The 24965-nt window shown below is 63.9% G+C and carries 23 protein-coding genes and 1 riboswitch; of the genes, 5 read left to right on the forward strand and 18 right to left on the reverse strand.

Annotation, left to right across the window (positions count from 1 at the left end):
- Positions 1 to 45: 45 nt before the first annotated feature.
- From DNJ95_RS19160 to DNJ95_RS03345, 4 genes are read right to left on the reverse strand one after another with little or no spacing between them, the layout of a single operon-like run.
- Complete coding sequence (locus DNJ95_RS19160; protein ID WP_165491540.1) at positions 46 to 201, reverse strand: hypothetical protein; 156 nt, start codon at positions 199 to 201, stop codon at positions 46 to 48.
- Between the two features lie 48 nt (positions 202 to 249).
- Positions 250 to 717, reverse strand: coding sequence for a GNAT family N-acetyltransferase (locus tag DNJ95_RS03335; protein WP_131183299.1), 468 nt, complete (start codon positions 715 to 717; stop codon positions 250 to 252).
- A gap of 44 nt (positions 718 to 761) precedes the next feature.
- Positions 762 to 1397, reverse strand: coding sequence for an FMN-binding negative transcriptional regulator (locus DNJ95_RS03340; protein ID WP_131183300.1), 636 nt, complete (start codon positions 1395 to 1397; stop codon positions 762 to 764).
- Between the two features lie 40 nt (positions 1398 to 1437).
- Positions 1438 to 1761: a DUF5629 family protein gene (locus tag DNJ95_RS03345; RefSeq protein ID WP_131183301.1), complete on the reverse strand. Its 324-nt coding sequence runs from the start codon at positions 1759 to 1761 to the stop codon at positions 1438 to 1440.
- Between the two features lie 313 nt (positions 1762 to 2074).
- On the opposite strand from DNJ95_RS03345, the gene DNJ95_RS03350 reads away from it, so the two are divergent.
- A complete protein-coding gene (locus tag DNJ95_RS03350; protein ID WP_131183391.1) occupies positions 2075 to 2509 on the forward strand; it encodes a carboxymuconolactone decarboxylase family protein in 435 nt (144 codons plus the stop codon).
- A 9-nt stretch (positions 2510 to 2518) separates the two neighbouring features.
- Positions 2519 to 2905, forward strand: a complete 387-nt coding sequence (locus tag DNJ95_RS03355; protein ID WP_131183302.1) for a MerR family transcriptional regulator — start codon at positions 2519 to 2521, stop codon at positions 2903 to 2905.
- A 1068-nt stretch (positions 2906 to 3973) separates the two neighbouring features.
- Here the strand turns inward: DNJ95_RS03355 and metH are convergent.
- From metH to minC, 5 genes are all read right to left on the reverse strand, one after another.
- A complete protein-coding gene (gene metH / locus DNJ95_RS03365; RefSeq protein ID WP_131183303.1) occupies positions 3974 to 7684 on the reverse strand; it encodes a methionine synthase in 3711 nt (1236 codons plus the stop codon).
- A 499-nt stretch (positions 7685 to 8183) separates the two neighbouring features.
- A complete protein-coding gene (locus DNJ95_RS03370) occupies positions 8184 to 8819 on the reverse strand; it encodes an RluA family pseudouridine synthase (protein WP_131183304.1) in 636 nt (211 codons plus the stop codon).
- A gap of 133 nt (positions 8820 to 8952) precedes the next feature.
- Positions 8953 to 9207, reverse strand: a complete 255-nt coding sequence (gene minE, locus DNJ95_RS03375; protein WP_131183305.1) for a cell division topological specificity factor MinE — start codon at positions 9205 to 9207, stop codon at positions 8953 to 8955.
- A complete protein-coding gene (minD, locus tag DNJ95_RS03380) occupies positions 9204 to 10019 on the reverse strand; it encodes a septum site-determining protein MinD (RefSeq protein WP_131183306.1) in 816 nt (271 codons plus the stop codon). The genes minE and minD overlap by 4 nt, the downstream gene beginning before the upstream one ends.
- Positions 10020 to 10099: 80 nt before the next feature.
- Entirely contained in the window at positions 10100 to 10834 is a 735-nt protein-coding gene (minC, locus tag DNJ95_RS03385; protein ID WP_131183307.1) for a septum site-determining protein MinC, read from the reverse strand.
- 122 nt (positions 10835 to 10956) lie between these two features.
- Between minC and DNJ95_RS03390 the strand changes: the two genes are divergently transcribed.
- The gene (locus DNJ95_RS03390) at positions 10957 to 11199 is read left to right on the forward strand and encodes a glutaredoxin family protein (protein ID WP_131183308.1); all 243 of its coding nucleotides are present in this window, start codon (positions 10957 to 10959) and stop codon (positions 11197 to 11199) included.
- An 859-nt stretch (positions 11200 to 12058) separates the two neighbouring features.
- Entirely contained in the window at positions 12059 to 12928 is an 870-nt protein-coding gene (locus DNJ95_RS03395; RefSeq protein ID WP_131183309.1) for a DMT family transporter, read from the forward strand.
- 178 nt (positions 12929 to 13106) lie between these two features.
- On the opposite strand, the gene uca is transcribed toward DNJ95_RS03395, so the two are convergent.
- From uca to DNJ95_RS03430, 7 genes are all read right to left on the reverse strand, one after another.
- A complete protein-coding gene (uca, locus tag DNJ95_RS03400; protein WP_131183310.1) occupies positions 13107 to 16706 on the reverse strand; it encodes an urea carboxylase in 3600 nt (1199 codons plus the stop codon).
- Between the two features lie 160 nt (positions 16707 to 16866).
- Positions 16867 to 17499, reverse strand: a complete 633-nt coding sequence (locus DNJ95_RS03405; RefSeq protein WP_131183311.1) for an urea amidolyase associated protein UAAP2 — start codon at positions 17497 to 17499, stop codon at positions 16867 to 16869.
- 10 nt (positions 17500 to 17509) lie between these two features.
- Positions 17510 to 18238, reverse strand: coding sequence for an urea amidolyase associated protein UAAP1 (locus DNJ95_RS03410; RefSeq protein ID WP_131183312.1), 729 nt, complete (start codon positions 18236 to 18238; stop codon positions 17510 to 17512).
- On the reverse strand, positions 18235 to 19041 hold the full coding sequence (locus DNJ95_RS03415) for an ABC transporter ATP-binding protein (RefSeq protein WP_131183313.1): 807 nt from the start codon (positions 19039 to 19041) through the stop codon (positions 18235 to 18237). The genes DNJ95_RS03410 and DNJ95_RS03415 overlap by 4 nt, the downstream gene beginning before the upstream one ends.
- Positions 19038 to 19853, reverse strand: coding sequence for an ABC transporter permease (locus DNJ95_RS03420; protein WP_131183314.1), 816 nt, complete (start codon positions 19851 to 19853; stop codon positions 19038 to 19040). The genes DNJ95_RS03415 and DNJ95_RS03420 overlap by 4 nt, the downstream gene beginning before the upstream one ends.
- 127 nt (positions 19854 to 19980) lie before the next feature.
- A complete protein-coding gene (locus DNJ95_RS03425; protein ID WP_131183315.1) occupies positions 19981 to 21051 on the reverse strand; it encodes a putative urea ABC transporter substrate-binding protein in 1071 nt (356 codons plus the stop codon).
- Positions 21052 to 21109: 58 nt separating this feature from the next.
- Positions 21110 to 21212, reverse strand: a riboswitch (guanidine-I (ykkC/yxkD leader).
- A 172-nt stretch (positions 21213 to 21384) separates the two neighbouring features.
- Positions 21385 to 21678: a hypothetical protein gene (locus DNJ95_RS03430; RefSeq protein ID WP_131183316.1), complete on the reverse strand. Its 294-nt coding sequence runs from the start codon at positions 21676 to 21678 to the stop codon at positions 21385 to 21387.
- Positions 21679 to 21977: 299 nt separating this feature from the next.
- On the opposite strand from DNJ95_RS03430, the gene DNJ95_RS03435 reads away from it, so the two are divergent.
- Positions 21978 to 22922: an SdiA-regulated domain-containing protein gene (locus DNJ95_RS03435; protein ID WP_131183317.1), complete on the forward strand. Its 945-nt coding sequence runs from the start codon at positions 21978 to 21980 to the stop codon at positions 22920 to 22922.
- A 107-nt stretch (positions 22923 to 23029) separates the two neighbouring features.
- Here the strand turns inward: DNJ95_RS03435 and DNJ95_RS03440 are convergent, their stop codons facing one another.
- Together DNJ95_RS03440 and DNJ95_RS03445 are read right to left on the reverse strand one after the other, a co-directional pair.
- Positions 23030 to 23581, reverse strand: a complete 552-nt coding sequence (locus DNJ95_RS03440; protein WP_131183318.1) for a DUF4136 domain-containing protein — start codon at positions 23579 to 23581, stop codon at positions 23030 to 23032.
- Positions 23582 to 23858: 277 nt separating this feature from the next.
- Positions 23859 to 24815, reverse strand: coding sequence for an aliphatic sulfonate ABC transporter substrate-binding protein (locus DNJ95_RS03445; RefSeq protein WP_242671843.1), 957 nt, complete (start codon positions 24813 to 24815; stop codon positions 23859 to 23861).
- Positions 24816 to 24965 lie beyond the last annotated feature (150 nt).

Here is a 24965-nt window from a genome sequence, read left to right on the forward strand (position 1 = left end):
GTCGGCATGCCTACGCACAATGGCCTGAAACTGCCTCTATGCCATTCAGTCCTGCTGCGGATATTCCTGCGTGGTGCGAGGCGCCTCGGGGCATTGCTCGTCCAGCGACTGACGATAGCGCACACAGCCACGCATAAAGGCTGGCCAGCCGGGGACTTCCGGGGTATGCGGCGGTCGCTCCGGCAATAGCGCCCAGATCAAGGCGCCCTTCGTCGAACTGGCGGATCTACCAGCAATTTCTCGATACGCTCATGGGGTATCGGTCTTCTCTCCTGGCAGTGGTTTTTCCATCGGCTGGTAGACCAGCCCGGAGAGTTCGGCGATTTCGCCTGAACACTCGAAGCCATGGCGCCTGTAGGCCGCGACCGAGGTCAGGGAGGCATTGACGGTCAGTAGGTCGCTGCGCACCTGTTTAAGAATGGCGGCGAGCAGGCGGCCGCCGATGCCTTGCCGCTGGCGCTCGGGGGCGACGAACAGCATGGCCAGGTGCCGTCCTTCCTTCAGCTCGACCAGCCCTTGCAGTTCGCCAGCATCCTCGAGGACGAGGATCAGGTTGTCACCCCGCATGCGCTCGGCGAAGGCTTCGGGCGCGGCGATGCGGGTGAAGGTCTGGATCCCTCGTTCATTCAGCGTCGGGGCGACGGCGTCCATGAAGGCGGCCATGCACAGGGCGCTGGCGGCGTCGAGGTCGGCAGGGCCGAGCTTGCGGATGCTCATGTCGTGGTGGCCCGATGCGCTGGGTTGGTCATGGCGTAGGAGGCTCAGGCTTGCTTGCCGCTGGCCTCGACCAGGTGGACCATGTTCAGGTCGCCAGCGCTGGCTGTCAGCCCCTGGATGATGCCCGCCTGGTTTTCCGCCGGCTGGTTCTGGCTGGTCTTCCAGGTGCCTTCCAGGCGGGAAACGACCAGCTCGATGCCGACGATGGCCTTGAGCAGTTTTTCCGTGTAGTCGGTGGGCGCGTCATCGACCCGCCAGGGTTCTGCCCGTCCGGACTCGGTGTGGGCTGTGAGTTGGTCGAGCTGGGTGCGCAGCCAATGCGGGTCGTCGATGGCGCGCAGCCTGCCATAGGCATGCACGACGACGTAGTTCCAGGTCGGCACGGCCTTGCCGGTACGCTGCTTGGTCGGGTACCAGGAGGGCGTGATATAGGCGTTGGGGCCGTGGAAGATCGCCAGCGCCTCGCCGCCTGCGTCGAGATCCTTCCAGAGCGGGTTGGCCCGCGCCACATGGCCGCGCAGGACGCCCGGGGCGCCCGGCGCGGCGCTCAGGTGCAGGGGAATATGGCTGGCCTCCAGGCCCCGGGAGGACAGCGTGACCAGGGTGGCGAGCGGCGATGCCTGGATCAACTGGTGCATCATCTCGACGCTCGGTGCCGCGAAATGCTTGGGGGTGAACATCTTCCAGTCCTCAGTGTTCTCTTGGCTTCAGGCGATAGCCTTATTCGTCCTCGGCGCTGACGCCGATGGCCGACAGGCACTTGAGCGAGCTTCCCGGCAACTGCCAGGTTTCGCTTTCCGGCTGGTACAGGGCTTCCATCAGGGCGTTGTAGCTGAACTGCCAGTGCCGGCGTTCGCGGCCATCCTGGCATTCGATGCGCAGCGCGATGGCGTCGCTGGCGAAGGGCAGGCCAGCCTCGGCGGCGGCATCGGCCTGGTCGAGCAGATCGTCGTCGAGCTGGAAGTCGAAGGCATGCAGGCCGTCGATCTCCAGCATATCGGCCTGTTCCAGTTGGTCGAGCAGGTAGAGCGGGTGTTCGGTCATGGGTTCTGTCATCGTGGCGGGGCGCGGTGTGGCGCCTGGAGTTCGGATTTCGGCATGCTTGTTTATCCCTTGGGGGGCATGTTGCCTGAATCAAGCCGCGCCGCGAAGCGGCGTCGGCCTGGATGAGTTGTCAGGCTGCCTGGCTACGACACGCGGTGATCTGGCTTTCGATAGTCACATATCGACCGGATTTGGCGATTGAAGGTATTGCTTGACTTAGAGCGCGCTCTAACCAGTAGCCTCATTGTGTCGTCCATTGAGGAGTACTGCAATGAAGTTCAAGAAGTCAAGTTTGGAAAAGTTCAAGTTGGCTATGTTGGTTCTGCCAATCTTAGCAACACCTGCGCTCGCGCAAGATGGTAACGAGAGGCGTGCTACTGGCGAGGCGGCTCTAAAGCGCATTACTGGCAGCGATGGCCGTGCCGTCGTTGATGCTCTCGGCGATATGGCTCCTGAACTCGGGGAATGGATCGTCGATTTTGCTTATGGGGATGTATTTGCGCGGCCTGGCTTGTCCGACGCTAAACGAGAACTGGCCACCGTTGCAGCTCTCACGGCCCTCGGCAATGCAAGACCTCAATTGGAGGTACATATTGGTGGGGCGCTGAATGTGGGCTGCTCGCCAAGAGAGATTGTCGAGGTTATTTTGCAGATGGCCGTGTACTCTGGTTTTCCGAGTGCGCTTAACGGAATCTCTGCAGCCAGGAGTGTTTTTGAGGCGCGTGGCGTGAAAGTGGGCGAAAAATAGGATCGCTGTATGAAGTTGCTATCCATCCATGAAGTCGCAGGGCGTACGGGCCTGACGCCCCATACGCTGCGCTACTACGAACGTATCGGCCTGATCTCTCCCGTTGGGAGAGGTATCGGGGGGCAACGCCGCTATGCGGAGGCGGACATCGCTTGGGTGGAGTTTCTTGTGAGGTTGCGCGCGACAAGGATGCCTATTGCAAGAATGAAAGAGTTTGCAATATTGCGAAGTGCCGGGGACGTGACCTACCCATATCGGCGTCTAATGCTGGAGACCCACCTCGCGGAGTTGCAGCAAGTCATGGACGATATGCAAAGGGCCGCGACCACGATTTCCGAGAAGATTGCCTTTTATAAGGAGTCTGAACGAGTATCTGTTGCGAGGCCAAACGATTAAGCCAAGAGGTAGGCTGTAGCCCGTCCCAGTGAGCGAGGCGAACGGTTTGAGCCAATTGTTGGGTTATTCAGTGGCATCTTCGCAAATTGCAGTAAGGCCAAGAACTGTGGTCGGGGTGTCCCCTAAATGTGTTTTTGTGGCGATGACCATATTTGCATTGGTGTCACCCTCTAATCTATATGGCTTTCCATTGCATACCTTGCTGGCTTTTCTGTTGATTTTTCTCAACAGTTCTTCACGAGAGTTGAAAATGCTGGCGTGACTTGTGATTGCATATTGCCCAGGACTAACTTCAGTCGCTGCAGTCCACGTACACCCAGTGAGGACTGTTGCTATGAAGCTGGAGAGTGCTATTTTCTTCAACGGTATGAATCCCCATGGATATTTAACTATAATTAGACGCCCGTTTGGTGGATAACTCCTCAGGCGGGCGTGGTGGATAGCATTCTTTGCCTTGTCGGTAAACTCCATCTGGATTGAGAGCTTCAGTGGTATCGCAGCACTATAAAAGAATCATGCACCATGGACGGAAAGCCTCGGTTGCCCGACCGGATACGTGAGCCGATTCGGCTAAGACATTACTTGATTCGCATCGGGCGTGTCTATTGCGAGTGAGGCAAAGAGCAGGGCATCAACGGGCCGGTTTAAAGCATTCCTTTAAGGTGTTTCGCGGATCTGGCGTCGCAGCAGCGCCCTGGCGGGCGCTATCCCTTCCCCAGCCCTTCTCCCGCAAGGGGAGAAGGGAGCCGTATGTGCCAGGGCCGGGCAATACGATTGGCAACGACGATCTATGCTTTTCCCCATGGTCACTTCGATATTTTGCTGCGAACCCGCCCGGCCAGCCTCTCGGAGAAACCTTCGTCGGTAGGGACGCCGACGAAGAGCGCCTTCTTTGTCATAGGGGCGACGGGTTCATGCGTGTTTCGTAGAGGGGCTGGCTGGGTTCGCGACGCCACGGATACCAGGGCACCGCCAGCGATGTACGAGCAAAGGCTCAAGCGGGACTTTACGTCCAGCTTTCCAGCCTCCAGCCTCTTTAATAGAAGCCCCTGGCCGTGAGCCCGTGGCTTATTCGTCATACCCCAGGTTCGGCGCCAGCCAGCGTTCGGTGACGGCCAGGTCCTGGTCCTTGCGGGCGGTATAGCTCTGCACCTGGTCCTTGTCGACCTTGCCGACGGCGAAGTATTGCGCCTCGGGGTGGGCGAAGTACCAGCCGCTGACGGCGGCGGCGGGGAACATGGCGTAGTGCTCGGTGAGGAATACGCCGCTGCGCCCGGCCTGGTTGAAGTCGGCCGCAGGGTCGAGCAGTGCGAACAGGGTCTTCTTCTCGGTGTGGTCCGGGCAGGCCGGGTAGCCGGGTGCCGGGCGGATGCCCTTGTACTGTTCCTTGATCAACGCCTCGTTGTCCAGGTGTTCGTCCGGCGCATAGCCCCAGAACTCCTTGCGCACGCGCTCGTGCAGCCATTCGGCGCAGGCTTCGGCGAGGCGGTCGGCCAGCGCCTTGACCATGATCGAGCAGTAGTCGTCGCCGGCTTCCTGGTAGGCCTTGGCCACTTCCTCGGCGCCGATGCCGGCGGTGGTGATGAAACCGCCGACGTAGTCGGTGATGCCGCTGGCCTTCGGCGCGACGAAGTCGGCCAGGCTGAAGTTGGGCTTGCCGTCCGGCTTGATGGTCTGCTGGCGCAGGTGGTGCAGGGTGGCCAGCGGCTGGCCGTCTTCGCCGTAGACTTCCAGGTCGTCGTCGTTCACCTGGTTGGCGGGCCAGAAGCCGAACAGCGCACGGGCCTTGATCAGTTTCTCGTCGATCAGCTTGCGCAGCATCGCCTGGGCATCGGCGAACAGCGCGGTGGCGGCTTCGCCCACCACTTCGTCATCGAGGATGCGCGGGTACTTGCCGGCCAGGTCCCAGGAAATGAAGAAGGGTGTCCAGTCGATATAGCCGGCGAGCACGCTCAGGTCGATATCGTCGAGCAGGCGGGCGCCGGTGAAGGTCGGCACGCTGGGCTGGTAGCCACTCCAGTCGAACACCGGCTTGTTGGCGATGGCGGCGGCGTAGCTCAGGCGTTCGGCGCGCTGGCCACGGGCGGCGGTGCGTTCGCGCACGGTGATGTAGTCGCTGCGGGTGCGGGCGACGAAGTCGTGCTTCATTTCTTTCGACAGCAACTGGGTGGCCACGCCGACGGCGCGCGAGGCGTCGGTGACGTAGACCACCGCGTCGTTCTGGTAGCGCGGTTCGATCTTCACCGCGGTGTGGGCCTTGGAGGTGGTGGCGCCGCCGATCATCAGTGGCAGGCTGAAGCCCTGGCGCTGCATCTCGCGGGCGACGTGGACCATCTCGTCCAGCGACGGGGTGATCAGCCCGGACAGGCCGATGATGTCGCACTTCTCTTCGCGGGCGACCTGCAGGATCTTCTCCGCCGGCACCATCACGCCGAGGTCGACGATATCGTAGCCGTTGCAGCCGAGCACCACGCCGACGATGTTCTTGCCGATGTCGTGCACGTCGCCTTTCACGGTGGCCATGAGGATCTTGCCCTTGGCCTCCGGCTTGTCGCCTTTCTCCGCTTCGATGAAGGGGATCAGGTGGGCCACGGCCTGCTTCATTACCCGCGCCGATTTCACCACCTGGGGCAGGAACATCTTGCCCGAGCCGAACAGGTCGCCGACCACGTTCATGCCGCTCATCAGCGGCCCTTCGATGACCTCGATCGGGCGGGCGCACTGTTGGCGGCATTCCTCGGTATCTTCGACGATGAACGCGGTGATGCCCTTGACCAGCGCATGTTCCAGGCGCTTATCCACTGGCAGCGAGCGCCATTCCTCGTTCTCGACTTCCTTGACGCTGCCATCACCCTTGTACTTGTCGGCGATCGCCAGCAACGCTTCGGTCGCGTCCGGGGTGCGGTTGAGGATCACGTCCTCGACCGCGTCGCGCAGTTCCGCCGGGATATCGTCGTAGATCTCCAACTGGCCGGCATTGACGATGCCCATGGAGAGGCCATTGCGGATGGCGTAGTAGAGGAACACCGAGTGGATCGCCTCGCGCACCGGGTTGTTGCCACGGAAGGAGAACGACACGTTGGACACCCCGCCGCTGGACAGCGCATAGGGCAGCCTGTCGCGGATATAGGCGCAGGCCTCGATGAAGTCGACCGCGTAGTTGTTGTGCTCCTCGATGCCGGTGGCGACGGCGAAGATATTGGCGTCGAAGATGATGTCTTGCGGCGGGAAGCCTACTTCGTCGACCAGGATGTCGTAGCTGCGCTGGCAGATTTCTTCCTTGCGCGCCTGGGTGTCGGCCTGGCCGTCTTCGTCGAAGGCCATCACCACCACGGCGGCGCCGTAGCGCTTGCACAGGCGCGCATGGTGCTTGAACTGCTCGACGCCTTCCTTCATGGAAATGGAGTTGACGATGCCCTTGCCCTGGATGCACTTGAGGCCGGCCTCGATCACCTCCCACTTGGAGGAGTCGATCATGATCGGTACGCGGGAGATGTCCGGCTCGCCGGCGATCAGGTTGAGGAACCTGACCATGGCCGCCTTGGAGTCGAGCATGCCCTCGTCCATGTTGATGTCGATCACCTGGGCGCCGGCTTCCACCTGTTGCAGGGCGACTTCCAGCGCCTCGGTGTAGTTTTCCTCGCGGATCAGCCGGGCGAAGCGCGCCGAGCCGGTGATATTGGTGCGCTCGCCGACGTTGACGAACAGCGACTGCCGGTCGATGGTGAACGGCTCCAGGCCGGACAGGCGGCAGGCCTTGGGGATTTCCGGGACAACGCGCGGCGGGTATTTGGCCACGGCCTGGGCGATGGCCTGGATATGCGCCGGGGTGGTGCCGCAGCAGCCACCGATGATATTGAGAAAGCCCGAGGCGGCGAATTCCTCGATCACGCTGGCCATTTCCTGCGGCGTTTCGTCGTACTCGCCGAAGGCGTTGGGCAGGCCGGCATTGGGGTGGGCCGAGACGAAGGTATCGGCCTTGGCCGCCAGCTCCGCCAGGTAGGGGCGCAGGTCGGCGGCGCCGAGGGCGCAGTTCAGGCCCACGGAAATCGGTTTGGCATGATTCACCGAGTTCCAGAAGGCCTCGGTGGTCTGCCCTGACAGGGTGCGGCCGGAGGCGTCGGTGATGGTGCCGGAGATCATGATCGGCAGTTCGATGCCGGTTTCCTCGAACACGCCCTGCACGGCGAAGATCGCCGCCTTGGCATTGAGGGTGTCGAAGATGGTTTCGATCAGGATCAGGTCGGCCCCGCCTTCGATCAGGCCCTTGGTGGCTTCGCTGTAGTTTTCCACCAGCTCGTCGAAGGTGACGTTGCGGTAGCCGGGGTCGTTGACGTCCGGCGAGATCGAGCAGGTACGGCTGGTCGGGCCGAGCACGCCGGCGACGAAGCGCGGGCGCCCGGGGGTTTCCAGGGTCTTGGCATCGGCCACCTGGCGCGCCAGGCGCGCGCCCTCGACGTTCAGTTGGTAGACCAGCGCCTCCATGCCGTAGTCGGCCTGGGACACCCGCGTGGCGTTGAAGGTGTTGGTTTCCAGGATATCGGCGCCGGCGTCCAGGTAGGCCTTCTCGATGGCGCCGATGACATCCGGGCGGCTGAGGATCAGCAGGTCGTTGTTGCCCTTGACGTCCTGCGGCCAGTCGGCGAAGCGTTCGCCGCGGTAGTCCGCCTCTTCCAGCCTGTAGCTCTGGATCATGGTGCCCATGCCGCCGTCGAGGATCAGGATGCGCTCGCGCAAGGCTTGCTGGAGCGCCTGGAGGCGGGTGTTGCGATCGTACATGGGGCTACCTGAAAGAGCGGGAAACGAAAAGGGCGCAATGATACCAAGCTATGCAGCACCTGGGCCGTCCTGTGCTGCTGTATGAAAATGGCTCATGTTGGGCTGGGGCCGGCTTTCCGCAAGGTGCGCTTATGATGATCGCGCCGAGCCTGCCATGGACATTTCTTGCGAGTGGATTGTTAATCAAATGTGCGGCTTGCCGGGCGCTGTCGGGGGTGTTCTATCGTCCATGGGCTCGCGGCGAATACCGAGGTGACCATGGAAAGGGCCGTCGGCGCGGTACCGAATCATTCGTGGGCTTTTCGGTTGCGTGCTCTTTCCCACAGGCGCTGCTGAAGGTGGCTGTGGGAATGCCTGGAGGTGGGGCGGGGCATTCGCACTGAGACGATGATCCAGCGGTCGCGCTCTACGATCTTGAAGCCAGACACACTATTGCCAATCCGCTATCAGCATCCGTGCGCCGCGCGATCACATCGTATGCCACCACAATAGCGGGCTCTCAGAACGGCACCGGGCTTTCGAAGCGCAGGCGTTCGCCGCTTTGCGGGTGGGTCAGGCTGAGCATGCTGGCATGCAGGCACAGGCGCTCGTGGGCTTGGAGGGCCTGTTCATGGGCATAGAGGCGGTCGCCCAGTAGCGGATGGCCGATGGACAGCATATGGACGCGCAACTGGTGCGAGCGCCCGGTGATCGGTGTCAGTTCCACCCGGCTGTAGTGCTCGTGGCGTTCCAATACGCGCCAGTAGGTCAGGGCATGCTTGCCCTGTTCATGGTCCACTACATGCCGTGGCTTGGTCGGCGGGTCGTAGCGCAGCGGCAGCTCGATACGGCCGCTGTCCTGCTCGGGCTGGCCCCAGCAGAGGGCGGTGTAGGCCTTCTCGGTCTCCCGGTCGTGGAACTGGCGCGACAGTTCGCGATGGCTGTCGGCATCGCGGGCCAGCACGATCAGGCCCGAGGTTTCCCAATCCAGGCGATGCACGATACGTGCTTCCGGGTAGCCATTATCCTGCAGGCGGGTCACCAGGCAGTCGCGGTTGTCCTCGGCGCGGCCAGGCACCGACAGCAGCAGGGTGGGCTTGTCGATCAACAGCAGGGCGTCGTCCTGGTGGATGATCCTGATCGTGCTCAGGGGCATGCGGTATCCCTTTCCAGGGTTCTTGAGTCCGAGAGGGTGTGCGGCCCGCCTGGTTCGCGGGCAGGCCAGCGCCCGCAGAGTAAAAACGCAAACGGCGGCTCGTGGGAGCCGCCGCTGTGCGCCGGAGGGCCGCTCAGCGGTCCGGCAGGGTGATGTTCAATTCGAGGATCGAACAGCCGCCCTGGTCTTCCAGTGCGACCTGTACCTGGTCCTGGTCGATGTTCACATACTTGCGAATGACCTCGACCAGTTCCTTCTGCAGGGCTGGCAGGTAGTCGGGCTGGGTCCGTTGGCCGCGCTCGTGTGCGACGATGATCTGCAGACGCTCTTTCGCAATGGCGGCGGGGGTTTCTTTCTTGCGTTCACGAAAGAAGTCGAAAAGGTTCATTCGCGACCTCCGAACAGTCGTTGCAGGAAGCCGGGTTTCTTGACATCGAGGAAGCGGTGCGCCACGTCCTTGCCCAGCAGGCGGTCGACGGCGTCGCTATAGGCCTGGCCGGCGTCGCTCTGGTCGTCGAGGATGACCGGAATACCCTGGTTGGATGCCTTGAGCACGGCCTGGGATTCGGGGATCACGCCCAGCAGGCGGATGGAGAGGATTTCCTCGACATCCTCGACACCAAGCATTTCGCCCTTGGTGACGCGCTCGGGGTTGTAGCGTGTCAGCAGCAGGTGCTCCCTGATCGGCTCCTCGCCACTTTCGGCGCGGCGCGATTTGCTCGCCAGCAGGCCTAGCATACGGTCGGAGTCACGTACCGAGGACACCTCGGGGTTGGTGACGACGATGGCTTCATCGGCGAAGTACATGGCCAGGTGCGCGCCCTTCTCGATACCGGCGGGGGAATCGCAGATGACGTATTCGAAGTTCTGGCTCAGCTCTTCGATGACTTTGCCGACGCCTTCCTGGGTCAGCGCGTCCTTGTCGCGGGTCTGGCTGGCGGCCAGCACATAGAGGTTCTCCAGGCGCTTGTCCTTGATCAGCGCCTGGGTCAGGCTGGCATCGCCGTTGATGACGTTGACGAAGTCATACACCACGCGGCGTTCGCAGCCCATGATCAGGTCGAGGTTGCGCAGGCCAACGTCGAAATCGACGATGACGGTCTTGTGCCCGCGCAGGGCGAGGCCGGTACCGATGGCGGCGCTGGTGGTGGTCTTGCCGACGCCACCCTTGCCGGAAGTGACTACGAGGATCTTGGCCAAGGTGATTCACCCTAAAGTGTGTAGTGCGGGACCGGTTTTCCGGGAGCCCGTAGCGGTCTGAAAATTGGCGGAAGTATCCGTTAAAGACGGGTGATGTTCAACATATCGCCAGCCAGCTCGACCTGGACCGCCTCGGTCCAGAGCGGTTCGCGGCGCAGGTCTTCCGCCACCTTGTAGTGGCCGGCGATGGAAACCAGTTCCGCTGCCAACTGCTGGCAGAATATCCGTGCATGGGTATCGCCCTTGACTCCGGCCAGGGCGCGACCACGCAAGGGTGCGTACACATGGATGTTCCCATCGGCGAGAAGTTCCGCACCGGGGCTGACCGCCGCCATGACGATCAGGTCGCCGCCCTGGGCGTAGATCTGCTGGCCACTGCGCACCGGCGTGCGCACGATGCGGGTCGGGCGATAGACCGGCTCGGCGGGCTTGCTCTCCTTGGCCGGCGCCTTGCTGGCGAGGTCGACGGGGCGTTCGCGGGCGCCGGAGGGCGGCAGTACCGGCATGTCCAGCGCCTCGGCGGCCTGGATATGCTCCGCCAGCGTAGCGCGCAACGCCAGGGTGCGCAGGCCGTGCTTGCGGCACAGGGCGATCAGCGCCGCCAGGTCGAACTGCCGTTCGCCTTCGGGCAGCTTGTCCAGCGCGAGTATCAGCGGGGTATTGTTGAAGAAGTCGGGCGCCTGCTCGACCTTGGCGGCCAGTTGCCGGTCCAGGTGCTCGAGGTCGCTGCGGGCCAGTTCCAGTACGGTGATGGCGAGCATGCTGCCCTTGAGCTGGAAGGCGGGGGTCTGGTCGAGAAGGTCGGCTTGGTTCATGGTCTTACTGCGGCGGTAAATGCCGTGGACTTATAGCGAGGCCTGCGCTGGGCTGCAAGGCTTTAATGGCGGGAACGGGGGTTATAGACTGCGCTTCTTTGCCTTTTCGCGAGTGATCGACGATGCCCGAGTGCCAACTGTTCGGAACCCCGGGCTGCCACCTGTGCGAGCAGGCCGAGGCCGTGCTGATGCCGCTGGCGGCCCAGGGGCTGTCGATCGAGCTGGTGGATATCGCCGAAAGCGAGCAGTGGGTCGAGGCCTATGGGCTGCGCATCCCGCTGTTGCGCCGTCCCGATACCGGTGCGGAACTGGGCTGGCCATTCGACCTGCAGCAGGTGCTGGCGTTTTTGCGGGTTCCCGGGTAATTGCGGGCTGTCCCGTTGCGAGCGGATTGGCGATGGTATGTCTGGCCATAGAACGTGCAGCTTGACCTCGGGCTCATCGTCCTTGCGCGGATGCCTGCTGGCGGGACGGGGCCTTCGCCGCCAGGGATGTATTCACGCGTGCCCCGTCCCGCCACCAGGCATCCGCACAGCCATCTCCAGCAGCGCCTGTGGGAAAGAGCCAGCCCTGCGAAGGATTCGGTACCGCGCCGCCAGCTCTTTCCATCGTCGCCACGATATTCGCCGCGAGCCCGGCCAGCCCCTCGTGGCAGCCTTCGCCGGCAGGGACGCCGACGAAGAGCACTCTCTTAATTCATAGGGGCGACAGGTTCATGGGTGTTTCGTAGCGGGGCGCGCGGGGTTCGCGACACCACACACGCCAGAACACCGCTGACAGCGCCCGGCAAGCCGCACACTTGATTGTCAATCCAGTCGCAATGCCTCGCGCACAGGCATCAGCGCATGCCCGTGCGGGAGCGAAGGCGGGCGTTCATGCGGTTGCCCTGGCCGCCTCCCCGGCTACGGTGGGCGTGCTATATTCGCCCCCGTCATCGCCCTCCAGGTTCTGGATTTTCCATGGTTTCGCTCGTATCCGCCGATTCGCCTGACCTGGCCACGCACGTCGTGGCCGGCGGTGTGCGTGCCATGAATCCTCCCCCCGCTTCATCTGTCGTGTCCCCGCCAGGCATCGTGCCGGTTGGCATAAGCCCGCCACATCCGATCGTCCTGGGCTGATCCAGCCCGCTTTCGCGGCCCCTTCGGCGTCTCTTCGATACAGCTCCTACGCACTGCGTGCTGTATATGACCAGGGCCTGTTCGCCATTCGACAGGTGAGTGCATCATGACTTCCAGAACTTCCATGTGGGCGGCTTTTCCCGCCATGGCCACATTCGTGCTGCTATGGGGCAGCGCGGCCATCTTCACCCGCTGGGGACTCGACCACGGTTCCGTATTCGCCCTGCTGGTCCTGCGTTTTTCCCTGGCGCTCGGCGCCTTGCTACTGATCGGCCTGCCTGCCAGGCGCTGGCTGCCCGGCCCCGGGACAGGTTGGCAGGTGGCCTCGACCGGGTTGTTGCTGACCGGTGGCTACTCGGTCTGTTATTTCCAGGCCATGGCGCATGGCATCACGCCGGGGTTGCTGGCGACGTTGCTCGGCGTGCAGCCGATCCTGACCTTGCTGCTGACCGAGCGCCGCTTCCAGCCAGCCCGGCTGTGCGGGCTGTGCCTGGCCTTGTTCGGCCTGCTGCTGGTGGTCTACCAGAGCCTGGCGCTGGCAAGGTTGTCCTGGCCCGGTATGGGGTTCGCGCTGGGCGCGCTGCTGTGCATGACTTGCGGTGCCATGTTGCAAAAGCGCATCCAGCAGGCGCCGGCGCAGGTACTGCCCCTGCAATACCTCGTGAGCCTGCTGCTGTGCCTGTGCTTCGTGCCGTTCCAGCCGTTCCACTTCAAGCCGGTCATGGGCTTCCTGATTCCCTTGCTGTGGCTGGGGTTGGTGATTTCGGTCGGCGCGCAACTGTTGCTGTACCGGATGATCCGCAGCGGTAGCCTGGTCAACGTCACCAGCCTGTTCTACCTGGTGCCGGTGGTCACGGTGCTGCTCGATTACCTGGTCCTGGGCAACCGCATGCCGGCGTTGGCGCTGGCCGGCATGCTGGCGGTCCTGGCCGGGCTGGCCCTGGCGTTCCGGGCCAGCCCGGCCAGTGCTCGCTGAGGGTTTACTCTTCAGGGTGATCGCGCTATGCACGGCAAACAGCCGAAAGCAGCGCTGGAAGCGCTCGAGGCTGGACGAAAGCGCGCGGCAACCGGTGTTTTCGTCCAGCTTTCCGGCCTCCAGCGCTTTTATCGAAGCACCTTGCCGGTGAGTAACGGCATAGCGCGATCGACCTGGCTTACTCCTCCAGCACCACCACGCGTTGTCCCGCGCGTACCGGTGAGCCGGGTTGCGCGAGGACCTCGCGGACCACGCCATCGCGCGGTGCGAGCAGGGGAATTTCCATCTTCATCGACTCGAGGATCACCAGTGTGTCGCCCGCCTTGACCTGGCTGCCGACCTCGACCTGTACCTGCCAGAGGTTGCCGGCGATATGGCTGTCGATGGCATGCTGGCCGGCGGCGAGCGGAACGTCCTCGCCGAGTTCGGGGGTGATTTCCTCGCTGTCGAAGTGGGCCTGGCCGGAGGCGATCCAGCGTTGTCGTTCGGCGTCGAAGGCGGCGCGCTGGCGGCTGCGGAAGGCACCGATGGTGTCGGCCTCGCGATCCAGGAAGCGCTGGTAGTCGGCCAGGGCCAGCTCGCTGTGCTCGATGCGCAGCGGGTAGCGGCCCAGCGGGAAGTCGCGGCGGATGCGCTGCAGTTCCTCGGCACTGACCGGGTAGAAGCGGATCTGGTCGAAGAAGCGCAACAGCCAGGGCTTGCCGTCGAAGGCCTCGACCTCGCGGTAGCGGTTCCACATCTGCAGGGTGCGGCCAACGAACTGGTAGCCGCCCGGGCCTTCCATGCCGTACACGCACATATAGGCGCCGCCGATGCCCACCGAGTTCTCGGCGGTCCAGGTGCGCGCCGGGTTGTACTTGGTGGTGACCAGCCGGTGGCGCGGGTCCAGCGGCGTGGCCACCGGCGCGCCGAGGTAGACATCGCCCAGGCCCATCACCAGGTAGCTGGCCTCGAACACCGTGCGGTAGACCTCATCGAGGTTTTCCAGGTCATTGATACGGCGGATGAATTCCAGGTTGCTCGGGCACCAGGGAGCGTCCTTGCGCACCGTGGTCATGTATTTTTCTATCGCCAGTTGGCAGGCCGGGTCGTCCCAGGACAGTGGCAGGTGCACGATACGCGAGGGCACGCGCAGGTCGGTGGCGGCGCACACTGCGTCCCATTCGCCGGCGACGATATCGAGCAGCCGCTGCAGGGGCAGGGTTTCCGGCTGGTAGTGCACCTGCAGCGAGCGGATGCCGGGGGTGAGGTCGATCACGCCGGCGAGGTGTTTCGCTTGTAGTGCTTGCATCAGCGCATGGCCCCGGAAACGCAGTACCAGGTCCAGCTCGGGCGGGCCGATTTCCAGCAGCAGGTGGGTGTCGCCGGAGAGGCGGGCGAGCAGGCGGGTGTCGTCCTGGCCGATATCCAGCACGATGGGGCTCGCAAGCTCCCGCAGGAGCGGTTCTGGCCGCGAAGGCTTCGTATCAGCGGCTGCAAAGGTGGCGTCCGGATGGGCCGCTTCGCGAGCGGCTTCAAGGCTGACGGGCAGGAAGCGCACCTTGTCGCCAGCCTTGAGCTGGCCGAGTTGCCAGAGGTCGGCTTCGATGATGGTCACCGGGCAGACGAAACCACCCAGGCTCGGGCCGTCCGGGCCGAGGATGACCGGCATGTCGCCGGTGAAATCGACGGCGCCGATGGCATAGGGGTTGTCGTGGATATTCGACGGGTGCAGGCCGGCCTCGCCGCCACTGTCGCGCACCCACTCCGGTTTTGGCCCGATCAGGCGCACGCCGGTACGGCTGGAGTTGAAGTGCACTTCCCAGGCGGTGGTGAAGAAGGTCTCGATATAGGCTGGGGTGAAGTATTCCGGGGCGCCATGGGGGCCGTAGATCACACGGATTTCGCGTACCGCGGGCAGGACGGCGAGCTGTTCGGCCGCGAGGCTGTCGCCGGCGCTGGTGTCGTCCAGGGCGGGGATATGCAGTACGTCGCCGGCCCGCAGGGCACGGCCGGCGTGGCCGCCGAATTGACCGAGGGTGAAGGTGCTCTTGCTGCCCAGGTAGTCCGGCACCTGCAGGCCGCCACGCAGGCTGAGGTATGCGCGTGCGCCGCTGCCGGCGATGGTGCCGAGGGCGAGGGTGCTGCCGGCCTTGACCCGCAGGCTGGTGTTCATCGGTTGCGGGGTGCCGTCGAGGCTGACCGGGATTGGCGCGCCGGTCATCGCCACCACGGCGTCGGTGTTGAAGCGCAGGCTCGGGCCACTCATGGTGATTTCCAGGCCGGCGGCTCCTTCCGGGTTGCCCAGCAGGCGGTTGCCCAGGCGCAACGCGCGGTCGTCCATCGGCCCCGACGGCGGTACGCCGACCGCCCAGTAGCCGAGGCGACCGGGGAGGTCCTGTATGGTGGTCTGGGTGCCGGCGGTGAGCACTTCGAAGGTATGCGCCTGGTACACCAGGCCCTCCAGGCAACGTGTCCAGGGCGAGCCGCTGGCGAACGGCGCGTCCGAGAGGATCTGCCGCAGGTAGTCGCGGTTACATTCCACGCCGTACAGCAGGCTTTGCCCCAGCGCGGCGTCCAGTGCTGCGCTGGCCTGGTCGCGGGTCGGCGCCCAGGTGATGAGCTTGGCGATCATCGGGTCGAAGTAGGGTGGAATCTCACAACCGGCCTCGACCCAGGTGTCGATGCGCAGGGCCTTGCCGTCGGCCTCGGGGAAATCCACGGCGGTGAGCAGGCCGGGGCTGGGCTGGAAGTCGCGACCCGGATCTTCCGCGTACAGGCGCGCCTGGATGGCGTGGCCGCTGGGTTTCAAGCCTTTGCCCAGTTCGCTCAGCGGCGCCAGCTCGCCCGCTGCCAGCTCGATCATCCAGCGCACCAGGTCGACGCCCCAGACCTGCTCGGTGACGCCATGCTCGACCTGCAGCCGGGTGTTCACTTCGAGGAAGTAGAAGCGCTCGGCCTCGCTGTCGTAGACGAACTCCACGGTGCCGGCGCTGCGGTAGTTCACGGCGCGGGCCAGCTCGATCGCCGCCGCACACAGTTCCCCGGCCATGCCGGCCGGCAGGTTGGGCGCCGGGGTTTCCTCCAGCACCTTCTGGTTGCGCCGCTGCACCGAGCAGTCGCGCACGCCGAGGGCCAGTACCTCGCCCTGGCCGTCGCCGAATACCTGTACCTCCAGGTGGCGGGCGCGCTGGATGTATTTCTCGATGAACACGCCACTGTCGCTGAAGTTGTTCTGCCCGAGGCGCCTGACCGCTTCGAAGGCGTCGGACAGCTCCTCGGCCGAGCGGCACACGCGCATGCCGATGCCGCCACCGCCGGCGGTGCTTTTCAGCATCACCGGGTAGCCGACCTGGTCGCCGGCCTGTAGCGCGGCTTCGAGGTTTTCCAGCAGTTCGGTGCCTTCCAGCATCGGTACGCCGTGGGCTTTCGCCAGCGCCCTGGCGGTGTGTTTCAGGCCGAACACCCGCAATTGCTCGGGGGTCGGGCCGACGAAGGCGATGCCGGCGGCCTCGCAGGCTTCGGCGAACGCGGCGTTTTCCGAGAGGAAGCCATAGCCGGGGTGGATGGCCTTGGCGCCGCTGGCCCTGGCTGCGGCGAGAATCTTGTCGACCACCAGATAGGTCTGTGCGGCTGGGCCTTCACCGAGCGAGAAGGCTTCGTCGGCCTGCTGGATATGCAGGCTGGCGGCGTCGGCTTCGGAGTACACGGCGACGCCTTGCACACCGAGCGCGCGCAGGCTGCGCAGGATACGGCAGGCGATGGCGCCACGGTTGGCGATCAGCAGTTTTCCAAACATTCGAGGTGCCCTCGAAGAAGGCGGGCCGTCCCGCCGGTATTCGGTCTGCGCCACGGTCGTCCGGGCGGTAAGGACGAGAAGAGCGCTGGAAAGCTGGAGGCTGAACGAGGTTGCTCTTTCGACCAGCCTTCCGGCCTTCAGCGCTCTTTTCGGTTTTTATTCACCACACCAGCACCTCGGCCGGGGTCGGGTTCCAGCCATTGCAGGGGTTGTTCAATTGCGGGCAGTTGGAGATCAGCACGATGACATCCTGGTGCGCGAGCAGTTCTACGTACTTGCCGGGCGCGGAGATGCCGTCCTCGAAGGTCAGGCCGCCCTCGGGCGTTACCGGTACGTTCATGAAGAAGTTGATATTGGCGCCGATGTCGCGTTTCTCCAGGCGGCCATCGTGCAGGCTGGCGCGCAGGAAGTTGTCGCGGCAGCTGTGCATGTAGCGCTTGTCCAGGGCGTAGCGCACCGTGTTGCTCTCCTGGGCGCAGGCGCCGCCGAGGGTGTCGTGGCGGCCGCAGGTGTCGGCGACGATGCTCAGCAGCGGCTTGCCGAGGTTGGAGTAGAGCACCGTGCCGGTGGTCAGGTAGACGTTGTTCTGCCGGCGCAGGGTGCGCTGCGGGTCGAAGCGTTCGCGCGGGTTGCTGGCGCTGTAGAACAGCGTGTCCACCGCCTGGTTGCCCTCCAGGTCGAGCAGGCGCAGGGTCTGCCCGGCCCGGACCTCGAACAGGTAGGGCTCGCCGGCCGGGATGGTGTGGCGGAAGCTGGCGGTGGCAGCGTGTTTGTCGCTGGCGGTCAGGCTCATGGGGACTCCCTCAGATATAAAGCCGTTCGGTGTTGTGGAAGGCGCGGCCGTTCTCCGGGCGCGAGGTGCGGCAGAGCACGCTGATGCCGTCGCTCTCGACCTTGCTCCAGCTCAGCCTGACCGGCTTGGGCGCGTAGTGGGGGTTCGGGTCCATCGGGTGTTGCAGGGCGGTGAGCACCACCAGGGTGTCCATCGGCGCGTAGAGTTCGATGTAGTCGCCGGCCTTGCTGTTGCCGGGCTGGAAGTGGAAGGTTCCGGCGGCATCGACATCCACCCGGCTGAACAGGTTGAGGTTCATCAGCAGGTCCTGCAGGTTCAGGTTCCACTTGCCCATTTCCACCAGCAGGTTGTCCATGCCGTTGCGGAAGAAGCCGTTGCGCAGTTCCTGGTAGCGGCCCTGGCCATACTTCTCGGCGACTTCCTCGGCATTCAGCACGCCGCCGAAGCTGTCGTGCCAGCCGCAGGTGTCGGCGGTGATGGCGGCCAGTACGCGGCCCATGTCCGAGTACAGGCAGTGGCCGCTGGTGAGCCTGGCGGTGTGCTGGCCCTTGAGGGTGTCGGGCAGGTTCAGGCGCTCGCTTTTTTCGCTGGCGTTGAACAGCAGCAGGCTGACGTTGGCGCCGCCTTCGACATCGCTGATGCGTAGCAACTGGCCGCGCTTGAGCACGAACGAGGTATGGCCGCCAGCGGGGACGGTTTCCTCGTAGAGAGTCGGGCGCAGGGTGAGGGAGGCTGTCATGCTTGGGCTCCTTGGTGATCGGCTTGCAGGCTGTCGACGAGATGCGTCGGCAGCAGCTCGATGGCGGCGCGGCGGCCGCTGTTCAGGGGAATGTCGTAGGTGATGCGCGCACCGAAGGCGTTCGGCGCATGTGGGTCGTGGCGTACCTTGTCGAAGACCAGCAGGCGGGTGCCGAGGCTGAAGCCTTCGCTGAGGTCATGGGTGACCATGAAGACGGTCAGCCGGGTCTCGTTCCACAACTCCAGCAGCAGGCCGTGCATGTCCTTGCGGATGCCCGGGTCGAGGGCACCGAAGGGCTCGTCCAGCAGCAGGATGCGCGGTTTCATGATCAGCGCCTGGGCGATCGCCAGGCGTTGCTGCATGCCACCGGACAACTGGCTCGGGTACTTGTCCAGGGCATGCCCGAGGCCGACCCTGGCCAGCATCGCCGCGGCCTGTTCACGGGCTTCGCGTTTCGCCTTGCCGAGCAGGCGGCCCAGCAGCGGTGCGCGCGGCAGTTCCAGGCCGATGGCGACGTTGTCCAGTACCGACAGGTGGGGGAATACCGAGTAGCGCTGGAACACTACGCCGCGGCTGGCGTCCGGTTCGTCCGCCAGCGGCGTGCCGGACAGCAGGATGCGACCCTTGCTCGGGCGCTCCTGGCCCAGCAGCAGGCGCAGGAAGGTGGACTTGCCGCATCCCGAGGCGCCGACCAGGGTGCAGAATTCGCCTTCGGCGATATCCAGGCTCAGGCCTTCCAGCACGACCTGGTCGCCATATTGCTGCCAGATATTGCTGACACGGATAAACGGGAGTGCGCTCATGACTTGGCTCCTTCGTACCAGGGAAAGGCCAGCCGCGTCAGTTGTCGCAGGCCGAGGTCCATCAGCCAGGCGAGCAGGGTGATCCACAGCACGTAGGGCAGGATCACGTCCATCGCCATGTAGCGGCGCACCAGGAAGATGCGATAACCCAGGCCGTCGGTGCTGGCGATGGCCTCGGCGGCGATCAGGAACAGCCAGGCGGCACCGAGCACCAGGCGCAGGGCGATCAATAAGCGCGGCAGCAGTTGCGGCAGCACCACCCGCAGGATCAATGTCCAGGTGCTGGCGCCGAGGGTCTGTGCCTTGATCAGCAATTCGTTGGGGATCTCCCGCGCGCGTTGTTCGATGTCGCGGGCGAGGATCGGCGTGATACCGATGACGATCAGCATCACCTTGGACAGTTCGCCCAGGCCGAAGACGATGAACAGGATCGGCAGGATCGCCAGCGGCGGCACCATCGACAGCACCGCCAGCAGCGGCGACAGCGAGGCACCGAACAGCGGCAGGGTACCGGCCGCCAGTCCCAGGCTCAGGCCGCACAGGGCGGCGATGCCGATGCCCATGCCGAGCCGCTTGAGGCTGGAGGCGGTGTCCTGCCAGAACAGGTAGTCGCCGCTGCGGCGGTCTTCGGTAAAGGCCAGGCGCTCCATGGCCGTGGCCATCTGGCTGGCGCTGGGCAGCAGCTTGTCGTTGGGATTTTCCGCCAGGCGGCTGGCCGAGCCGCTGAAGTAGATGAACAGCAGCAGGGCGAAGGGCAGCAGTGCCAGGCTCAGGCGTGTGCTGCGCGTAGGTGTGCGATTGATCAGGCGCATGGCAGTTTCTCGCGTATCCGCATGGGGGCTCTGTTCCCGTGGGAGCGGGCTGCCCCGCGAAGCGCTTGGCGCTGGCGGGTGGCACCGCTATTCGCGGCCGGGGCCGCTCCCAAGGGCTCTATGGGTTTCAGAGCGCGCCGTCGGCGGCCAGTTGCATGTAGCCTGGCTCGAAGCGCAGCTTGATGTTGTCGCTGTCACCATGGCTGACGCCGTTGGCGAAGCTCATGCCCACGGCGTCGGCGCTCTGGGCGCCGGCGCCGAGCAGGCCGTGCTCGAAGGAGAAGGCGGCGATGCGCGCCATGGTCTGCGGCAACTGCTCGCCGTTGGCGAAGGCGGCGGCTTCGTTGGCCGAGTAGAACATGCGGGTCTTGGCGAGCTGGGCCTCATAGCCGGGCAGGTCGGTGCCGGAGGCTTTGGCCATATGTTCCCGGGCCGCCTTGCCGCGCTCGGAGTCTTCGCTCATCACCGCCATGATCTCGTACCAGGCGCCCGTCAGCGCCTTGCCGAAGGCCGGGTTGTCCTCGAGGGTGTCGCTGTTGACCACCATCAGGTCGATGATCTCGCCGGGAATCTGGCTGGAGTCGAACACCTTGCTGACCCCGGGCCGGGCCTCGATCTCGGCCAGCAGCGGGTTCCAGGTGGCGCTCGCCTTGACCTCGGCGCTGCCGAAGACCGCGACCATGTCGGCATCCGAGGTGTTGACCACTTTCAGGTCGCGTTCGCTCAGGCCGACACTTTCCAGGCCACGGGCCAGCAGGTAGTGGGACACCGACAGTTCGACCAGGTTGACCGGCAGCCCCTTGAGGTCCTCGAGGCGCTTGCCTTCGCCCTTGATGACGATGCCATCGTTGCCGTTGGAGAAGTCGCCGATGATCAGCGCCGTGCTGTCCACGCCGCCCGCCGCGGGAATGGTCAGGGCGTCCATGTTGGTCATGCTGCAGCCGTCGAACTGGCCGGCGCTGTACTGGTTGATCGACTCCACGTAGTCGTTGATCTGTACCACGTCGATGTCGATACCGTACTTCTTCGCCCATTTGTCGACGATGCCTTGGGAAGCACCGTATTCCCAGGGCATCCAGCCGGCATAGATGCTCCAGCAGACGCTGAAACTGTCCTTGCTCGCGGCGTGTGCGGGAATGCTGAGGAGGAGGGCGGACAGGCTGGCGGCGGCCAGGGTGCTCGACAGGGATTTGCGCATGGGAACCTCCGGGTTCGTTTGAATGCGGGCAGGGAACGGCGCGACCATGCATGGCGCGTTCTCCCGGGCTTTTGTCCCGCCGTGTAACCCCGAACGAGGTCGCCAACTCTCGGACCAGACGCTCGCCTCATGGGCGGGCCGGAACCCTAGTCAGCCATTGCAAATTGTCGTACCGCACCCTTGCGGGTCTCTCCGCCAGGACAGAGCGAATACCGTGCCAATCGCCTGCAAGTCGTCCGCAAGCCTGCAAGGCCGCGGGGGCAAGAGGTTTTTCCAGGGAGGGCTGAAGAGTGTCCGTGCGCTATTTTGGTGCTATTGCATCATCCGGGTGCATCAGCGAATCAGCCAACTCATCAACCACAGGCCGAGCAGCAGCCAGATCAGCCCACTGATAAAGGATCTGCGCATGAAGGCGCGCACGGCGCTGAACAGCAGCCACAAGCCCAGCACCAGGGCCACCAGGCTGAGCAGGGAGTGGTCCATGCCCAGCGCACCGGACAACCCTTCGAGGAAGTTATGGCCGGCGCTGGCGATCAGATCGAAGAAGCCTTCCAGAGCATCGACGATGGTGCGGATGATGCTCCCCAGTAACTGGCCCAGCCATTCGAAAAAACTTTCCGTGCGCATTGCGTCATTCCTCAGCCATTGTTCGCTGAATCATCGGATGGCCTGGCCAACGGTGAGTTCCCAGGGAAAGCCTGTTATGTCGTTATCCCACGCCAAGGCAGTTCGGTAAATGCGCTGGAGGCTGGAGTGCTGGACGAAAACCACGGGCTGTCCGCATTTTCGTCCGACCCCGGCTTGCCAGCGCTTTTCCCGGCTGTTTGGCATGCCTGACGCGATCGCCCAGGGCGGGTTCCCTTTTGTAAGGTAATTGCCATGACGCTGGTGTAATGTCGGTGCTCATTTCAGAAATAGAGAAAAAAATGATTTCAATTGCCAAGGGGATGCTGGGACAGCTACCCGTGGTACGCCCATGGATGTGGTTATCGGCAGCGGGCTTTTCCGGCCTGTTCCTCCTGGCTGCGTTTTTCCACCTGGATGATCGGTTGCTGTTCTCGATCAAGACCTCCTGGCATGAGAGTAACTGGTCGACGCGCAGCCTCTGGTTGCCCGAATACGAAGTGAAGATCGATGCCCTGCCGGTGGCCACGGTGGAGAACAATCTTTCCGGCCTGACCTACGACGAGCGCGCCGATCATCTCTGGGCCGTGGTCAACAACCCCGAGGAACTGCTGGCGATCGGCAAGGATGGCCGCTTTATCGCGCGTTATCCGTTGCAGGGCTTCTCCGATGTGGAGGGCGTCACCTACCTCGGCGACGGGCTGCTGGTAGTGGCCGAGGAGCGTCGGCAGTCGCTGGTCATCGTGCCGGTGCCGAAGACGCCGGGGCCGTTGCAGCGTGAGGATTATCAGTCGATCACCCTGGGCTTGCACAGCGATGACAACAACGGTTTCGAGGGCCTGGGCTATGATCGCGCCGGCGACCGGCTGTTCGTGGTCAAGGAGCATTCGCCACGCAAGCTCTACGAGATCCAGGGATTGCGCGACACCCTGGCGGGGCGCCTGGGCCTGAAGATCATCGACCGGGAGAGCTGGATCGCGGACAAGGAAATGGCGACCGACCTGGCATCGGTGCATTTCGATGAGCGCACCGGGCACCTGGTACTGCTCAGCGAGGAAGCGAACATGATGCTGGAGCTGGATGCCGAGGGGAACATGGTCAGTTTCCGCTCGCTCTGGCGCGGCTTCGCCGGCCTGGAGGAAAGCGTGCCGCAGGCGGAAGGGCTGACCTTCGACGACGACGGCAACCTGTACCTGGTGAGCGAACCCAACCTGTTCTACGCCTTCGAGCGCAAGCGCGAGGGGTAGACGCTCCAGGGGCCGAAAAGAGCGCTGGAGGCTGGAGTTGGACGAAAAGCCTGGATCTCAGTCGCTTTCCGTTCGGCTTCCAGCCTCCAGCGCCTTTATGCGGTTTATTAGTGTGTCGGATACCGGGCCAGCACCTTGGCGACGATCTGGCGAATCCTGCTGGCGCGTTCCGCGGGGCTGAGCTGGCGGTCGCTCAGCGCCTGCTCGGCGCTGCCGCGCCAGACCAGCTTGCCGTCGCGGGCGTCGTGCAGGTCGATCTGCAGGGTGGCGACCTGGTATTCCACGATGCGGTTGTCGGCATAGATCGAGGGGCCCCAATAGGGATGCCAGGGGCCGCCCCAGTAACCGCCGCCGGTGCTGTATTGCTGGGTGCGGGTATCGACGATCAGCCAGGCGCGCACCTGCAGGTCGGCAGTGCCCTGGGCCGGACGCAGGCCGTGCTGGTCGAGCTGTTCGCTCACCGCTTCGCGAATGCGCTGTTCGGTCAGGCCGCTCTGGATGCGTGGATCGGCCGGGCGGAATTGCACGGCGGGCTCCATCCAGCTCCAACTGCGATAGGCGGAGAAGTCCCGGGTCGGGTCGAAGTCGCGCAGCGCGGGCTGGCTCTGGCAAGCGGCGAGCAGCAGTAGCAGGGGGATCAGTAGAAGCTGCCGTAACATGGTCGTTCTCCTGAAAGGGTTGTCTCGACAGTCTACGCCGAAAACGGCCGGATACTGCATAAGCCCGGGCGTCGTTTTCAACGTCGTGCGGCGACGGCCCGAAGGGGCGGGGCGATGGATGCCCATGCATAAAAAAGGGAAGATGGCGTTGCCTGGCGCCATCTTCCCTGAACTTCAGTGAGCGCCGGATGAGCGCTCACCTGCGAGGTTCACCTCCCTGTGGAATCTTGCTCGACAAGATTCACTCCGTAAGGCCCGCATGGGCATGCGGAAAACTTCAATTCCAGATGGTCACGTCCTGTGCATCGACTTTGCCTGGCAACAGTTTCTCCTTGAAGAAGGCATCCGCGATCTTCTGCTGTTCGCCCAGGCTTTGCGCGTTGACCTTGCGTACATCGTAGCTGCGCCGGGCATTGGCCTTCTCGACGATGGCCGGGTCCAGGTTGCCCCACAGTGGCCCGAGGATACTGGCCGCTTCCTGCGGATTCTGGCGCAGCCACTGGCCGGTGCGCACCAGTTCCTCGAACAGGGTTTCCAGTACCTGCGGGTGCTGTGCGGCGAAGGTGCTGGAGGCCAGGTAGTAGCGCTTGTAGTCCGCCAGGCCCTGGCCATCGGCCAGGGTGCGGGTGTCGAGCTGCTGCTGGGCGCTGCTGAGGAAGGGTTCCCAGGCGACCCAGGCATCCACTTTGCCATTCTCGAAAGCGGCTCTGCCATCGGCCGGCGTCAGGTAGGCCGGCTGTATATCGCTGAAGGAGAGGCCGGCCTTGGTCAGGGCGGCCAGCAGCAGGTAGTGGCTGCCCGCCGCCTTGGTCACGGCGACTTTCTTGCCCTTGAGGTCGCTCAGGTCGCGCAGTGCAGAATGCTCGTGCACGAGAATCGCCTGGGCGGTGGGCGAGGCGGTTTCCTCGGCGAAATAGGTCAGCCTGGCCCCCGCGGCCTGGGCGAATACCGGCACGGTATCGGCCACATCGGCGGAAACGTCGATATTGCCGACATTCAGGGCTTCGAGCAGTGGCTGGCCATTGGGGAATTCATGCCAACTGATGCGGATGCCCTGCTTGCCCAAGACCTGTTCCAGGCTGCCCTGGGTCTTCAACAGGCTGATCAGTGTCGAGGATTTCTGATAGCCGATACGCACCTGGGTATCGGCCTGCGCCGTCCAGGGCAGGGCGGTAAAAATGCCCAGTGCCAGGCCAAGGGCCAGCAAGGGGCGGCGTTTGAGTTGCAGAGACATGGGGAACCTCATCCATAGCTGCACAGCCTGGTGTGGCTGAGGGGAGTCGTTCGGCGGTTCAGGCCGGGCTTTGACAAGCTATACGATATAAAAAATCTAAAATAAATAATTTTTAGGAATTAGCTTAGAAAGACGGGTCGTCGCCTCATA

It is taken from the genome of Stutzerimonas kirkiae, assembly GCF_004327335.1.
GTDB lineage: Bacteria > Pseudomonadota > Gammaproteobacteria > Pseudomonadales > Pseudomonadaceae > Stutzerimonas > Stutzerimonas kirkiae.

What these genes read in the sequence shown, in the direction of transcription:
- DNJ95_RS03345 (WP_131183301.1), bottom strand. Translation starts at nt 1,761, where the DNA reads ATGACCGAACACCCGCTCTACCTGCTCGACCAACTGGAACAGGCCGAT.
- DNJ95_RS03440 (WP_131183318.1), bottom strand. Translation starts at nt 23,581, where the DNA reads ATGTTACGGCAGCTTCTACTGATCCCCCTGCTACTGCTGCTCGCCGCT.
- DNJ95_RS03350 (WP_131183391.1), top strand. Translation starts at nt 2,075, where the DNA reads ATGTTGGTTCTGCCAATCTTAGCAACACCTGCGCTCGCGCAAGATGGT.
- DNJ95_RS03390 (WP_131183308.1), top strand. Translation starts at nt 10,957, where the DNA reads ATGCCCGAGTGCCAACTGTTCGGAACCCCGGGCTGCCACCTGTGCGAG.
- DNJ95_RS03340 (WP_131183300.1), bottom strand. Translation starts at nt 1,397, where the DNA reads ATGTTCACCCCCAAGCATTTCGCGGCACCGAGCGTCGAGATGATGCAC.
- DNJ95_RS03370 (WP_131183304.1), bottom strand. Translation starts at nt 8,819, where the DNA reads ATGCCCCTGAGCACGATCAGGATCATCCACCAGGACGACGCCCTGCTG.
- DNJ95_RS03355 (WP_131183302.1), top strand. Translation starts at nt 2,519, where the DNA reads ATGAAGTTGCTATCCATCCATGAAGTCGCAGGGCGTACGGGCCTGACG.
- minC (WP_131183307.1), bottom strand. Translation starts at nt 10,834, where the DNA reads ATGAACCAAGCCGACCTTCTCGACCAGACCCCCGCCTTCCAGCTCAAG.
- uca (WP_131183310.1), bottom strand. Translation starts at nt 16,706, where the DNA reads ATGTTTGGAAAACTGCTGATCGCCAACCGTGGCGCCATCGCCTGCCGT.
- DNJ95_RS03410 (WP_131183312.1), bottom strand. Translation starts at nt 18,238, where the DNA reads ATGACAGCCTCCCTCACCCTGCGCCCGACTCTCTACGAGGAAACCGTC.
- metH (WP_131183303.1), bottom strand. Translation starts at nt 7,684, where the DNA reads ATGTACGATCGCAACACCCGCCTCCAGGCGCTCCAGCAAGCCTTGCGC.
- minE (WP_131183305.1), bottom strand. Translation starts at nt 9,207, where the DNA reads ATGAACCTTTTCGACTTCTTTCGTGAACGCAAGAAAGAAACCCCCGCC.
- DNJ95_RS03420 (WP_131183314.1), bottom strand. Translation starts at nt 19,853, where the DNA reads ATGCGCCTGATCAATCGCACACCTACGCGCAGCACACGCCTGAGCCTG.
- DNJ95_RS03425 (WP_131183315.1), bottom strand. Translation starts at nt 21,051, where the DNA reads ATGCGCAAATCCCTGTCGAGCACCCTGGCCGCCGCCAGCCTGTCCGCC.
- DNJ95_RS03335 (WP_131183299.1), bottom strand. Translation starts at nt 717, where the DNA reads ATGAGCATCCGCAAGCTCGGCCCTGCCGACCTCGACGCCGCCAGCGCC.
- DNJ95_RS03395 (WP_131183309.1), top strand. Translation starts at nt 12,059, where the DNA reads ATGACTTCCAGAACTTCCATGTGGGCGGCTTTTCCCGCCATGGCCACA.
- DNJ95_RS03415 (WP_131183313.1), bottom strand. Translation starts at nt 19,041, where the DNA reads ATGAGCGCACTCCCGTTTATCCGTGTCAGCAATATCTGGCAGCAATAT.
- DNJ95_RS03430 (WP_131183316.1), bottom strand. Translation starts at nt 21,678, where the DNA reads ATGCGCACGGAAAGTTTTTTCGAATGGCTGGGCCAGTTACTGGGGAGC.
- DNJ95_RS03435 (WP_131183317.1), top strand. Translation starts at nt 21,978, where the DNA reads ATGATTTCAATTGCCAAGGGGATGCTGGGACAGCTACCCGTGGTACGC.
- DNJ95_RS03445 (WP_242671843.1), bottom strand. Translation starts at nt 24,815, where the DNA reads ATGTCTCTGCAACTCAAACGCCGCCCCTTGCTGGCCCTTGGCCTGGCA.
- DNJ95_RS03405 (WP_131183311.1), bottom strand. Translation starts at nt 17,499, where the DNA reads ATGAGCCTGACCGCCAGCGACAAACACGCTGCCACCGCCAGCTTCCGC.